The organism is Octadecabacter antarcticus 307 (assembly GCF_000155675.2).
GTDB classification, from domain to species: domain Bacteria; phylum Pseudomonadota; class Alphaproteobacteria; order Rhodobacterales; family Rhodobacteraceae; genus Octadecabacter; species Octadecabacter antarcticus.
Map to the genome: position 1 here is coordinate 4,461,389 of NC_020911.1, position 13,834 is coordinate 4,475,222.

Genomic DNA, 13,834 nt, shown 5'->3' on the forward strand with positions numbered 1-13,834 from the left:
TGTTGGGGAAGTTGAATTGATATTGAACTCAAAATCATGGACTTGGCATGCGCGAGGTTCGCGGGATGAAAGCGGAACTCAATCATCTGCAATTTGGCGAGCAGCGCATCGATTATCGCGTGGTCAGGCGCAAAAGGAAGACCCCTGAGATAGCGGTGAACCCTGATGCTTCAGTTGTCATCACAGCACCAATGGACGCCAGCATTGAGGCAATCAAACAGAAGCTTCGAAAACGAGCGGCCTAGGTTACTCGGTAGCAAAGGTATTTCACACAGTTTCTGCCGCGCACCCCGGAACGCAGTTTCGCATCGGGCGAGGCTTTGTTGCACAAATCGCCCTTATGGCGTGCTTCCCCTGACCCCTGACGGATTCAGCCTACAGTAACGGTGTTTGGGATGCCAAGGGCGGTGAAGCCGTTGAGTATCGCGGCACGGATTTGGACTTCCGCAACTTGCCGGTCAAAGTCTCGTGCGGCCAGGCGCTGCCCGAGTAGTTTCAAACAATGCATCTTTGTCTCAACACGACTCCTGCGGTGGTATCCGCTCAAGCGACGCCATTGAGCGCGGCCGAGATCCTTTGAGGACTGTACCGCTTCGTTTCGGGCTCTGGCCCCCAGCGTATCCGGCTTCCATAGCTTGGCATTCTTGCGTGGCGGGATGACAGCACGGGCATTGCGGGCCGCAATCGCATCATGGCATTTGCGGGTGTCATATGCCCCATCTGCTGTGACACTGCCAATCTTCTGATCTGGTGTGATCTGACCGAGAAGGTTGGGCAACATGGGTGGGTCTCCAATGCTGCTACTCGTCACTTCGACCGCGCGTATCTCCAACGTTTCTTCATCAATCCCTATATGTATCTTGCGCCACACCCGACGTTTCGGCCCGCCATGCTTGCGAGCGTTCCACTCACCTTCGCCCTCAACTTTGATGCCGGTACTGTCGATAAGGAGGTTTAGCGGGCCCTTTGAGCCCTGATACGGGATGGTAACCGATAGCCTTTTCTGACGCCGACATAACGTGCTGAAGTCTGGGACCTCCCAGTCAAGGTCGATCAATTTCAACAGGCTTTCCACAAAGCCCGTCGCCTGCCTCAAAGGCATTCCGAACAGCACTTTCAACGTGAGACAGGCTTGGATCGCCGCGTCGCTATAGCGTGGCTGGCGGCCCCGTTTGCCCCCCTCTCATGGTTTGCAAACAAACCACTGCCGGGCAACGGTAGGCGCAGCTTTCCAAGTGACCTCTGGGTTAAACCAAATGGTCAGTGACCCGCGTCGCTTCAGGGCCTTGTTATACTCAGGCCAGTTCCTCGTGCGGTAAATCGGGGCGATAGGTTTACTCATGACGCCAGCTACCATGCTGGATTTACAACATGAATCCCTGATACGAGACTATTTGTGCAACAAAGCCCCTCCAATGCGTTGAAGCAAAGATTGCAGAGGCTTGGCAGTCCGACAGGTTCAAGCAACTATTGTCATTGCCGCAGACGCCATTGGCCGGTCTGAACGGATTGCTTCAAGTGAAAGTCCATCACTAATGAGTTTTTGAACGGCTTCATCTCGCCATATCAGATCCCCTTCACCAGGGAAGGTTCCCTTCAGCTCGCGTAATACATTAACGGCATGTAAAGCCCATGCGCGAAAGGAACTAAGCTCCCAGTACCCAACATCTTCAAGATGCGGCTCTGCACCTGACTTTGCAGTCTTGCAAGGTGTCGCGAGAATGGGTGAAACTTCCAGTTCATTCGCCCCAGCCACATTTTTCCGGATCCATTTGGGGTGGCCGGCAGCTTGACGGGCCTTGGTAGCGCCGAACACTGTTGTTTCGTTCCCATCGGCGTGGGCTTCGAAAACGACACCAATTTTGTCGCCAAGCCACCAAGGGTCTGGTGCCGCGTCGCTTTCATCATTCCCAGCACTGAAACCGAGCAAGGTTCCAAGTGCGACCTGGCCAGCCTCGAAAGTATTCGCTTGGCTCAATTCTCCTTGGATCTTTGCAGCCCTTTTTTCAAACTTAATATTGTTAATTGTCCCCATCGTCAGGAACTGCTGTTCAAGCGCTTCCACCTGTTTGAGCACTTCGGTATTTTGGTATGGCCCTGCTTCATCTTCGAGACCGCTGACGTCTCTTGAAAGAGCGTTTAACCACGAAATTGAGGGAGCTGCACTTCGGGATTTTGAAAACTGCAACCTAGCGGATACGGCCTGCGCATCGAGATCAGATTCGGACAATCTAAGGGCTATCGAGCCCGCCAAGTAATGCCAAAGTGCACGATATCCACGTAGATCGGAGTGATTTAGGTGCGTAAGGATGGTCTTAGCTTCGGCAAGTGCACCAGTAAAGTTTTTGTTCCAGATAGCTTCCTGATAAGATACCTCATGTGGCGCGACTTTTGCGAGATCATCCATTGCAGGAAAATCGGCTTGAACAAATGTACCTATGGAATTCCTGATCATTCCATCGGCACCAGACCAATCAGAACCGTTCTTCAAAAACATGTCGAAGTTATCAAAAATACTTTCGGCAGTAACATTTTTTGATTGATCCAAGCCAAATGTTAGCTCGGCCTGTAGTTCAGGATGAAAGTGCTTCCATTTCCGATTGTCTGCCAGAAAATCGACAAGCTCGACACCAGTGACTAGTACTGCCGAACGGTCCTGCAATGCTCTTGTGCACCGTCCCACTGCCTGAAGTATTCTTGTCTGTATCCTTTCGTTGAAAAGTGCGGTGGCACCCATTTTGGACATTATGAACCGTTCCTGTGAATTCATTGCTTTGGGAAGGCCGTCCACGCAAAGAAGCCGACACTCGTCACCTGGAAAGTCTATGCCATCGAACCGGTTAGCCAAGATTGCTACCGCTTTTGTGGACGCAACGAACGGCGCTTTGTTTAGTTCGATGTCATCTTTATCGAAGACTTCATAGTCCTCAAGATGCTTTTCAACTAACGCAGTGTGCGCTTTGGCTTGTGCATCAGACGGGGTAAGAATGAGTGACCTGCCAGAGCGCTCTTGCATTGCAAGCCTAAGTCCGTCGGTCTGGTCGCCCGTTAATGATAAGCTTGGGAAAATGAAGAACCTTCGACCAACGCCAGCATTCTGAAAACCATCCGGAGCCTTAAGTCTGTCAATGGCTTTACGGCCGGTCAGTCTCTCGAGATCGCCACCTTTGCCTAATGTGGCTGACATGAAAATTCTTTGGCCAGCGTTGGCGAATGGAGCGTGTGTGGATGTCGGAGGAATTAAGGGGCGAATGAGGATTTCCCGAGACCCTAAATATACATGACATGCGTCAAGGTGTCCGCGAAGGAGGGACCATTTGAAATAAAGTTCGGCATCGGTGTCAATGTCTGCATGACCGTCAACGATCTCGGACAAACCAGCCTCTAGCTTAGTGACCAGTGGAGTGGAGAGTTTTTCAACCCAATTTGCGTCGGCAGATCCAATCCAATCACCAGTAAGCCTTGAGTGATCCTGGGGATCAAGGTGTTGGTGCAGGAACTTCGAGAGCGCCAAGTGCAAAGTTGTTCCGGCTGCAATTCCTAAGGACCACATATTGGCGATGTAATTTTCGGCAGCATGTGCGTCATCGACAATTATTAGATCAGGATCTTCAAAAAACGGATGAGTGTTAAACAAGCCCGAGTAAGTACTAACCGCAACTTTGGCCCCAGTAATAAAATCTGTTTTGTCAGCAGGGGCAAATTTTTTCGTGCTTCCAGAAAGATCGACAACATCGATCCCGTACTGATGAAGCGCTTGATTGACAGTTTGATTGACTAGTTGACGAGTAGGGCAAAGATAAACGGCCCGATCGCCAAATTTCTGCCTTCTCCAGTCAGCAATTAGAAGTCCAACAAGAGTCTTTCCGCTACCCGTGGGAAGCTGCAAAGCAACATCTGATTTGTCTGCAAAATCTGATGCATAAGCTTCAAGGATGTCTTTTTGGTGTGGCATTACATCTGGATATTGACGTTTTGTAAGCGTCTTGAAATGAGCGGCTGGATTTGTAGTCGATGTCGATGCGGAAATATTTGTTTTAAAAGCCATTTTACAGAATCCTACCTAGACGTTTTCGAATATTTCTTTGGTTCTGCTTTACGTTGGATTCGTGGCTAGGGTGAGTCAGATCGCGCAATTCAGGGTAGTGCTGAACACATTTGCTTTGTTGCATTATGAACGTCCGCTTTCTTGAGGTGCCCCAGTTTAGGTTGCGATCACAGCGAATGACCGCCCACCGCCCTCTTCCCTCAGCACGATTTCCGGGGTGGCGGACCCACCCCAAATGACCGCCACCCTGCGCCACCCCGCCACCCCACTTGGCATGCTTCGCTTGCTAGCGGCGCAAATCTACGCGTCATGGGATGACGACTGGAGGGTGAGTTGCATGGTCAACCGATTGCGATTGAATGAGAAATGCGTCCGCGACACCGAACCGGCGGTGGGACGTGACTACCAGATTTTTGACACAGATGTGCGGGGATTTGCCGTTTGTATATACCGCTCGGGAAACCGGGCGTTCACCATCGACTATCGCCATGCAGGGCGGCAACGGCGGATGACTATTGGGCGCTGGCCGGAATGGTCGACGACGTCCGCCCGCGACAGGGCGAAGGAACTGCGGCGTGAGATCGACGCAGGTGGTGATCCATTGGGCCAGAAGGAAAGTGGGCGGGAGGCCCCTAGGTTCAAGGATCTGATCGAGCGCTACATCGAGGTGCATCTGCCGCACCTCTCGCCAACCAACGCCTCGGACCAGAAATCGATGCTGGCGAAACTTGTGGCGCCGGAATGGAGCAATCGGCTTGTGACGGAAATTACGCCCTATGATGTGGAAAAGCTGCTGAACAAGGTCGCTGCTGGCCGGGCCCGCCCCTCAAAAGCCAAACCCAATAACCGGGCGCGGAAGCTGCAGGGGGCCAAGCCGACCCCGGTGCGCGCCAACCGGACCGGCGAGGTCCTGCGCAAGATGTTCACCTATGCCGTTGGTTGGGGTTGGCGCGAGGATAATCCGGCTTCGAGTTTCCGCCGTCGGATCGAAAATGCGCGCGAACGTTTCCTTTCCCATGAAGAAATCCACAAGCTGGCCGAAGCGCTGGAAGCGGCCGAGGATCGCCGCGCGGCCGATATTATCCGGTTGTGCATGCTGACTGGTGCGCGGGTGGGCGAGGTCCGCCAGGCACAGTTTATTCACTTCAATCTCGAACATCTCAGTTGGTCGAAACCGGCCAGCATGACCAAGCAGCGCAAGGTGCACCGCCTGCCAATCTCGGATGAGGCGGCAGCGATCGTGCGTCAGCGCCAGCTGCTGGTGCCGCGCGGATGCCAATTGCTGTTTCCGGGCGATGTACCCGGCCAGCCGGTAAAGGAAATCAGGCGCTTCTGGTCCAATATCCAGAAGCAGATTGGCATCCCGGATGTGCGCATCCACGATCTGCGGCACACCTTTGCGTCCCTGCTGGTCAGCGGTGGCGCGTCACTGGAAATGATCGGCAAACTGCTGGGCCACAGCCAGATGCAGACGACGCAGCGCTATGCCCACCTGATGGACTCGCCGCTGCGCGCAGGCGTAGATGCCGTGGCCAGCGCCTTCAGGCCTCGGCCCAAACTGGTGCATGATGCCAACGAGGCGCAGAAGACAGCCTGACCCTCCACGCCCACCAATACCGCGATCAGCAGGATCCCCGCAGCGCTTTCCAGATCGGCGTCAGTCTGCGGCGGATCGTGCGTTCATCCAGCACCTCGCCGCCATCGCCATTGGCGACGAACCATTCCTGCACCTCGCCTAACCATTCCGCTTGGGTTGCGGGCAGACCCTGATCGTGGATGCGCACCATCAAGGTGATGTACATACCCTCCCAATCATAACGCGCGGTGCCTATGACACCCGTAAATGCCACGAGGCGATTGCCGCCAGGGAGGCCCACGCGGTGATCCCGCCGCGTAAGAATGCAAAGCCCTGGAAACCGACGAGCGCTGGAGCAATTGCCCGCAACGATGCGGTCAATGCGCAACGATATCGGGGCCGCACCGTGTGGCGACGCTGGAGTGGATACCACCGCCGAAGCCGCGTCGAAACGAAGATGCATTCTATGAAACTACTTGGCCAATCGCTGATGGCGAGGGACTTCGAAAGGCAGGTCGCGGAGATCCAGATCCGTGTGGCCATCCTTAACCGTTACACGGCTCTTGGCATACCCATCACTGAGTCAGTAGGCAAAGTACGTCTGGGGAAAGGGGAAGAATACCCTTCATACGATTTGTGCAACAAAGCCACGATGATCGACTGATTGGGACATGTCAGCTGCGCCTGTTTGAAGTGTCCCGTTCGTGATAAAGGACAATTAGACCGGCACTGATGATGAAGGTCGCGCCCAGCAACGCAGGTTGGGTTGGAAGATCCTGCCACACGAGATAGCCAATTGCGATAGCCCAAACAATTGAAGTATATTGAAATGGGGCGACTACGGCAGGCGCCGCTGCTGACACGGATTGGTTCATCAGGAAATGCGCGAAGGTAGCTATAAGTCCAAGCAGGCATATCAAAGACAGATCAATGAAATTTGGTGTCACCCATGCGAATGGTATGGTCACCCCTCCGAAAATGGCAACGCCGATTGTCTGAATCATAATCAATGTCATACCATCGGTGTTTCGAAGCATCCGCGTAAGGGTCAACATCATCGCCAAGGATATACTGCCAGCCAATGCTATCAGGGCAGGGGCAGACAAGGTATCCTCTGAGAAGGGAAACACCAGAACAACGCCGACGAGCCCAACCAACACGGCCAACCATTGGTGCAGACCTACGTACTCCTTGAGAATGGCAACGGAAAAAATTGTCAGAAATAATGGGGATGCCAAATAAAACATGAACACATCGGCGAGCGGTAGATATCGCACCGCCGCAAAGAAGCACCCGACCTCGGCAACAACAAACCCGATACGCAATACCTGTATGATTGGCCGTTCCCTCATAGATAGCCAGAGGGAACCCTGCTTGCGCCACAATATGATTGCCAAGACCACAAGTGCCGCCAGACTGCGAAGACCAATCAACTGACCCACCGGATAAGTCGCGACCATCCACTTGCCAATTGCATCGTTGCTCGTGAACAAAAACATGGCAACCAGCATATATATTATGCCGGCACGGTTGCTTTCGGAGGAACCCTTCTGCATCAATTTAGAGAGGCAGTGTGTAGGCGGTTTTTACAGTCGTATTTGCCAGTATCTCTTCTAGCGATCCGATTTTTGTACCCGTTGCCGCCTTAATGGTGGCAAGTGGATCGGCGCCGTTTAAAAGTTCTGACATAGTCGCGGAAGCGTTGGAGATGTCAAAAACTTCTCCGTTGCGCAATACCACCACCGATGGTCCGTCAACGTCTGGTCGCCATGCCCAACCAATTAGTGTGCCGGAATCTCCGTCTTTTGGGAGTGTGTTTTCAGTCGTAAGTGTCCGAAACATCTATTTTTAGCCTGTTTGATTGTGGCAAGTATATCGCGCATGTCTGCCAATGCCTGAAGTATTTTTAGATATGAAATGTCTTTGGTGGATTTTTAAAAAATAAGGCAATGAAATAATAAAGTAATAACCAGTAAGTGGGTTGTTTGACGCTACGTAATCTATAATTTTTTTGTTAGCACGTGGCAGCCCAATGGTCAAAGCCGCATCACCTTAAGGAGGAACAACATGACAACTAAGTATATGCTTTTCGCGACAGCCTCTGCCGTCGCTGTGCTAGGACTTTCGCCTGCCGTGGCCGCTGCTCAAATAATGCTGAAATGGGCGCACGTTTACTAATCGAGCGAACCATATCACACTTGCGCCGTGGCCGCTAACAACCTCTTAATGGATGCCACAGAAGGTCGGTACGGAATCGAAGTATTCCCTGCTTCGTCGCTGGGCAAAGAGGTGGACATCAACGAAGGATTGGGTTTTGGCACGGTCGATATCATTTACACCGGTCAATTATTTGCAGGCCGGTCATACGGCCCCATCGCCATTGGTGGCGCACCGTTCATGTTCCGCGATTGGGATCACTGGGATAAATTCCGCAATTCTGACCTTTTTAACGAAATGTCCGAAGGTTATACCGATGCCACTGGGCTTTGTTGCACAAATAGTCTCGTATCAGGGATTCATGTTGTAAATCCAGCATGGTAGCTGGCGTCATGAGTAAACCTATCGCCCCGATTTACCGCACGAGGAACTGGCCTGAGTATAACAAGGCCCTGAAGCGACGCGGGTCACTGACCATTTGGTTTAACCCAGAGGTCACTTGGAAAGCTGCGCCTACCGTTGCCCGGCAGTGGTTTGTTTGCAAACCATGAGAGGGGGGCAAACGGGGCCGCCAGCCACGCTATAGCGACGCGGCGATCCAAGCCTGTCTCACGTTGAAAGTGCTGTTCGGAATGCCTTTGAGGCAGGCGACGGGCTTTGTGGAAAGCCTGTTGAAATTGATCGACCTTGACTGGGAGGTCCCAGACTTCAGCACGTTATGTCGGCGTCAGAAAAGGCTATCGGTTACCATCCCGTATCAGGGCTCAAAGGGCCCGCTAAACCTCCTTATCGACAGTACCGGCATCAAAGTTGAGGGCGAAGGTGAGTGGAACGCTCGCAAGCATGGCGGGCCGAAACGTCGGGTGTGGCGCAAGATACATATAGGGATTGATGAAGAAACGTTGGAGATACGCGCGGTCGAAGTGACGAGTAGCAGCATTGGAGACCCACCCATGTTGCCCAACCTTCTCGGTCAGATCACACCAGATCAGAAGATTGGCAGTGTCACAGCAGATGGGGCATATGACACCCGCAAATGCCATGATGCGATTGCGGCCCGCAATGCCCGTGCTGTCATCCCGCCACGCAAGAATGCCAAGCTATGGAAGCCGGATACGCTGGGGGCCAGAGCCCGAAACGAAGCGGTACAGTCCTCAAAGGATCTCGGCCGCGCTCAATGGCGTCGCTTGAGCGGATACCACCGCAGGAGTCGTGTTGAGACAAAGATGCATTGTTTGAAACTACTCGGGCAGCGCCTGGCCGCACGAGACTTTGACCGGCAAGTTGCGGAAGTCCAAATCCGTGCCGCGATACTCAACGGCTTCACCGCCCTTGGCATCCCAAACACCGTTACTGTAGGCTGAATCCGTCAGGGGTCAGGGGAAGCACGCCATAAGGGCGATTTGTGCAACAAAGCCAAAGCCACCGCAAAACCCAGGCTGCACTCTGGTTTACTTTTATGAATGATGGCTTAAAGAGTTAACGATGTAAAATATCAAGCTGAGGTGATTCGTTTTAACTGTTTTTAAAATTTGAATTTTTTGTAAAGATAATAAAAATGTCGAAATTAAGTCAACTTATCTACTTAAGCCACATCCAAGACGATACGACCGCAAATGATATTATTCCCATCCTCGAAATATCAAGGTATAATAATTATCGGGACAACGTATCTGGGCTTCTTATTCACGGTGAACATATTTTTCTTCAAGCTCTTGAGGGGAGCTGCGACGCGGTAACTCGTTGCTATGCTCGCATTTGTAGTGATGCTCGGCATGGATCGCCGTATATTGTGTGGCAAGGTGTATTAGAGAAACGCTTATTCCCAAATTGGAGCATGGGCTACTGTACGTCGTACGATCTTAATGATGATGATAATCAGGCCCTTCTTGCTCTGACTAATTTGATAGCTAATGAAGTTAAAAATGTGGGAAGTGATCTACTCATTTCTGTACTTGCCCGTGTCTTCTTTGAGGGTCCCAAAGAGGGAGTTGAAGTGATATCAAAACGCTAAATCTGACTTTGTCGATCAATCTTCAGCGCCCGCAACAGGTAAGGTTAAAACGTTAGTGGTCTTTTATTCAGTTTTATTGGTGGCAGCGCGATAGCTACAAAAAAACACTTGTCGAGTACTTCTATAGCGGTGATTAGTCTTAACCTAATTATGATAGTTTGGGTGTGGATAACCAGACTGGGACAGTACCATTAATCTGACAGGCCGCTCTGCCGTGCACCGCAGAATATTGCATTGAAAGCATGCCACTGGCATTCCTGCTCTCTATGTCGCTAATACGGTCGATACTGCAATATCTGAGGTCAGGCCCTGGTTAGGAGCCGAGATATCGGTCGCCACCTGCAAACTAATTCGCCCATTGCGGACCACTGATCTTTCAGTCGGCCACAGCAAATCATCATTTGGCGAAGCCGCCATCAAGCACGCCATGGGTGGTCAGGGGCAGTCCAGAGCCGACACGAGAAGAGAAAGCTTCGGCTGTTTGGATTGAAATCAATAATGCCTTCTCCAGACCCGTGATGGCGTCCGATGATCAAGCGGATTATGCTCCTTCTCAAATACTAGCGGAATTATTTCAAAATGCAGGATATGAGGCGATCGCATATAAAAGCCCCTTCGGTGATAATGAGAAAAAAAAGGGGTTATAATATAGTGATTTTTGATATTGAAGCTGTTGAGGTGGTGAGCTGCGCGCCGTATCAGGTTGAATCTATCAAAGTTGAAGTAAAGCAAACTGGAAATCCGTGGTTCAAGCGGAACTCTTAGGAGCAGTTTTGGCATGTTTACCAATATGGAAATGCGAGAAATTGACATTCAGTTTGTCTTTTTTGAATGGCCTGTTTTAGCCGTCGGTTCCAACGGTTGTTACGGGTCCCTTATATGAAGAGGGGTTAGATATCCCCCTTAGGGCTTCTTGTATTGATGTTGTGCTTATTGATGATCCATAACAATTTACCTCCACTAAATACCCCCTTTTAGGACTACCCCAAAGTCACATCAGGGGTGATGCTTGTATGGTCCTCAAAGACCTTCTTCATGACAGCCTTAGCTTTGTCTGAGTTATTATCCCGAACAAAAACAGCATCATGGACAGGCAGAGCAACGATCCCTTCCGACCTGAGAGTTTCCAGGACATCAACTAATATATCGGACTCTTTGCGGAACAACTGCATACCTATCCCTGAGGTCATCTGCGGGTAGATTGTAGGGTGTTTTCTCTTAATTGCTGCAAGGATATCCCTGATGCTGTAGCGTGCTGGTAGGTGCTTACGCACACCCTTGGGCATCCTCGTTGGCACCTTGCTGCTGTTGATGACTGCCTGGGCGACAATCTTGATGCCCTTTCGGTAGTCCGTTGAGATGCCATCTGCCGATAGGTCGTAGAGATCTCCTTCAGGAGGCTTTGTGCCTGCAAGCCCATACAGTATGGAAAGGCTCATCTGACCGTAATCGAGCTCAACCACACACTCACCATCAATCATGATGTGTTCCTGACGGTCCTGCGTTGACATCCTCTGCCAGAAGCCCCCGTAAAGGCGACCACCCTGGGCGAAGTCAGAATTATTGAAGATGCGTCTTAGGTATCTGTCTTGGGTGTTCACCTCAGGAAGGTCACAGTGGAGGTCAGCTTCCCCTAGCCAAGTGTTTATGTCTGTAAGTTGGCCCCTCAGAGCAAGGGTGTCTGGGGTGTCCTTGTATTCTTGTGCCTTTGCCCTTTGGTCAGGGCGTTCCTTCGGCTCACGCAGAATGATGGCTTCTTCTCCAAGGTCTTGTTTGATGTCCTCATAGGAAATGCCAAAGCGCTCAATCCTGCTGAGAAGTTTATGTTCAGCCCAGACGGTTGTTTGGACCCCACCCGCAAAGGCCACATTCATCATCTCATCTGATATTTTAAACTTACTGGTTCCCGTCTTAAGGCCCACAAACAGGGTTTCTTCGGCTGTAAGTATATGAAGAGTATCGGGAAGCGTCTTGCCCAGCGCCACCCCTTTATATCGCGACTGTTTGCGCAAGACCTTGTTGGACAAGGGCAGGTGTATGGCATCAAATTCAGGCTGAAGGACACAAACACACAGATCACAAATAATGGCTTCTAGTATCCGCTCGAACGTAGCTTGGTCCACGGCCCTCCGAGCTCGCGTACGCAGTTTATAATAGTGCTCGTATCCTTCAACTTGCTTCTGCACCTCCACGATGAGCTCTTTCATCCTGTCAGTCCCAGCTCGAAGAAACGGGTTAAATGCACGGGCTTTGTTGGGCTGTCTGTCTATCGTAAGGAGCGTCATTCCCACACTTTATCCAAGTGCTCTCTCATGACGTTCATGGCGTACCCTGAGCCGTAGTTTGCAGCGACTGAGTTGGAGCTATGGCCGAGGATGGCCAAGGAGATGGCTTCGGGACAGCCTGTATTGCGCAGCTTGTCCTTCATGCGGTGACGTAGCGAATGGATTGTCACCTTGGGATCAGTAATTTGGGTACGCAGACGCTTCATCAGCATGGCGGAAGCAGCATCACTACCACGAGGTCGTGCATACTTGGCGAAGATGGGTGTCGTATCCGAGAGCCCAGCCTGGTGCACCTTGAGGTACTCTGCTGCCCTGGAGGACAGTGGTATGCTGCGGTCTGATGATTTGGTCTTGAGACGGCGGATCCCATTTTGGCGGATGTGTAAGCAACAACCACCAAGATCTAGATCACGGGCCTCAAGCCCTACGATCTCAGCAAGCCGTGCGCCGGTATCAGCCAGGGTTACAAAGAGAGCTTGGGCGAGTGGGTTACTCTCATACGCTGGCAGCAGCATCGCCATCTGCGAATCACTCATGGTCATGCGGTCGTCTTTACTGGCTCCAGTGCCTTTTATCTTGATGCCCTGGAAGACGTTACGCTGATCGAGATCGTTTTCGATAATCACATGGTTTACCGCTGCTTTGACGACCCCAATGGTGCGCAGGACTGAGTTTGGTGCCAAGCGGTGCAGCAAATAGTCACGGTAAGCATTGGCATCTGCGCGGTTGATGTCAGCAAGAGGTGTCCACTCCACACGGTTCTTGCCCAGCGCGATCACAAGATCCTTCTTAATGCGCTCAATACGGGTCTTGAGTGGGCGATCGTCAGCCCCATCTTCGCACTTATATGTGTAGTAGTCTGATAGCACTTTATGCAGGGTCATTGCCTCAGGCGTCACACGTGCACTCCCAATCTGGCGTACAACCTCCTTTGGAGCTGTGTTGCGCAGGTCCACAGCGAGTTCCCGAAAATCATCTGTGACATCCCACTCAGGCTCGACCACTCCCTCAGCAAATACACCTGCATGCCACTCGCCTAGTCTTTCTCTAACGATATTAACGGCGCGTCTGCTATTTGGTGTTTTGCGCTCAAGGTCAAACAGCGCTTCAATCTCAGCATGGACAACTGGCAGCCGCCTGATTGCCTCATCGTAGGTCGTACCCAGCTGGCGATATACTGTTGCTTTGGGTATCACCTCACGCAGTGCTGCGGGCACGTTGCGCTTATATCGATACGAACCATTGGCACGTCGAAAGACATATTTGGGAAGTTTTGATATTTCTGCATCCATTGTGTCCGAGACTATCAAGACACAGCTTGCCCAGTGCAAGGCAGTCTGGACCGTTCATGACTGACATTTGGAGTGAGATATTCGACAAAATGGTCCCGAAAGCGGTCCCGATTATGGTCCCAGAAAAGCAATATATGCCTATTACACTATGATTTCTTGGAGTTAGTCAAAGTATAATGGTGCCCAGAAGAGGACAACCAACTTCCATAATTATCATGTAAAAATAGTAGGTTAGGGCAGTGTCTTTTTATTAAAATGGTCCCCAAAGCGGTCCCGATTATCACCGGTGTTTCTCAAGTAACCCGCCCGCTAATCTCATGCGAGGTCTCTAATTTCAGACGCGCTGTTTTTGCAGTTCTTGGCTTCTCAATCCAAGACTATCTGCAAAGCAGAAGATCATTTTGGCGGCCGTTTTGCATAGGGGTCTGCGTCCCAAAAGTATCCAGACATCCAGCCCTTTAT

The 13,834-nt window shown here is 51.4% G+C and carries 10 protein-coding genes and 4 pseudogenes; 7 read left to right on the forward strand and 7 right to left on the reverse strand.

All coding sequences use genetic code 11. The annotated features are described in order from the left end of the window. The first annotated feature begins 47 nt into the window (after window positions 1-47). The gene (locus tag OAN307_RS22860) at window positions 48-245 is read left to right on the forward strand and encodes a hypothetical protein (RefSeq protein WP_015501789.1); all 198 of its coding nucleotides are present in this window, start codon (window positions 48-50) and stop codon (window positions 243-245) included. A 125-nt stretch (window positions 246-370) separates the two neighbouring features. On the opposite strand, the pseudogene OAN307_RS22865 reads toward OAN307_RS22860, so the two are convergent. After that, window positions 371-1,342, reverse strand: a pseudogene (locus OAN307_RS22865) (IS5 family transposase). 117 nt (window positions 1,343-1,459) lie between these two features. Next, entirely contained in the window at window positions 1,460-4,048 is a 2,589-nt protein-coding gene (locus OAN307_RS22870) for a DEAD/DEAH box helicase (RefSeq protein WP_015501790.1), read from the reverse strand. A 337-nt stretch (window positions 4,049-4,385) separates the two neighbouring features. Between OAN307_RS22870 and OAN307_RS22875 the strand changes: the two genes are divergently transcribed. Beyond that, window positions 4,386-5,645 (forward strand): tyrosine-type recombinase/integrase, encoded by a 1,260-nt coding sequence (locus OAN307_RS22875; RefSeq protein WP_015501791.1) that lies wholly within the window; start codon window positions 4,386-4,388, stop codon window positions 5,643-5,645. 25 nt (window positions 5,646-5,670) lie between these two features. Here OAN307_RS22875 and OAN307_RS28595 read toward each other — a convergent pair whose 3' ends face one another. After that, window positions 5,671-5,850: a hypothetical protein gene (locus OAN307_RS28595; protein WP_245540935.1), complete on the reverse strand. Its 180-nt coding sequence runs from the start codon at window positions 5,848-5,850 to the stop codon at window positions 5,671-5,673. Between the two features lie 18 nt (window positions 5,851-5,868). Between OAN307_RS28595 and OAN307_RS27350 the strand changes: the two are divergent. Then, window positions 5,869-6,288, forward strand: a pseudogene (locus OAN307_RS27350) (transposase); the annotation flags it as partial. A 10-nt stretch (window positions 6,289-6,298) separates the two neighbouring features. Here the strand turns inward: OAN307_RS27350 and OAN307_RS22890 are convergent. Together OAN307_RS22890 and OAN307_RS22895 are read right to left on the reverse strand one after the other, a co-directional pair. Continuing rightward, entirely contained in the window at window positions 6,299-7,180 is an 882-nt protein-coding gene (locus OAN307_RS22890; RefSeq protein WP_044044302.1) for a DMT family transporter, read from the reverse strand. A 4-nt stretch (window positions 7,181-7,184) separates the two neighbouring features. Then, window positions 7,185-7,466 carry a hypothetical protein gene (locus OAN307_RS22895; protein WP_015501793.1) on the reverse strand — a complete coding sequence of 94 codons (282 nt, stop codon included), beginning with the start codon at window positions 7,464-7,466 and terminating at the stop codon, window positions 7,185-7,187. 351 nt (window positions 7,467-7,817) lie between these two features. Here OAN307_RS22895 and OAN307_RS30545 point away from each other — a divergent pair. The 4 genes and pseudogenes from OAN307_RS30545 to OAN307_RS29515 all read left to right on the forward strand — a co-directional run. After that, window positions 7,818-8,165: pseudogene (locus OAN307_RS30545) on the forward strand (hypothetical protein); the annotation flags it as partial. Window positions 8,166-8,173: 8 nt separating this feature from the next. After that, window positions 8,174-9,145 (forward strand): annotated as a pseudogene (locus OAN307_RS22905) (IS5 family transposase). Between the two features lie 194 nt (window positions 9,146-9,339). After that, on the forward strand, window positions 9,340-9,795 hold the full coding sequence (locus tag OAN307_RS25615) for a BLUF domain-containing protein (protein ID WP_051068087.1): 456 nt from the start codon (window positions 9,340-9,342) through the stop codon (window positions 9,793-9,795). Between the two features lie 401 nt (window positions 9,796-10,196). Continuing rightward, window positions 10,197-10,442, forward strand: coding sequence for a hypothetical protein (locus OAN307_RS29515; RefSeq protein ID WP_217564372.1), 246 nt, complete (start codon window positions 10,197-10,199; stop codon window positions 10,440-10,442). A 333-nt stretch (window positions 10,443-10,775) separates the two neighbouring features. Here OAN307_RS29515 and OAN307_RS22920 read toward each other — a convergent pair whose 3' ends face one another. Together OAN307_RS22920 and OAN307_RS22925 are read right to left on the reverse strand one after the other, a co-directional pair. Continuing rightward, window positions 10,776-12,002, reverse strand: a complete 1,227-nt coding sequence (locus OAN307_RS22920) for a hypothetical protein (RefSeq protein ID WP_245540936.1) — start codon at window positions 12,000-12,002, stop codon at window positions 10,776-10,778. Between the two features lie 74 nt (window positions 12,003-12,076). Next, entirely contained in the window at window positions 12,077-13,372 is a 1,296-nt protein-coding gene (locus tag OAN307_RS22925) for a site-specific integrase (RefSeq protein WP_015501796.1), read from the reverse strand. Window positions 13,373-13,834 lie beyond the last annotated feature (462 nt).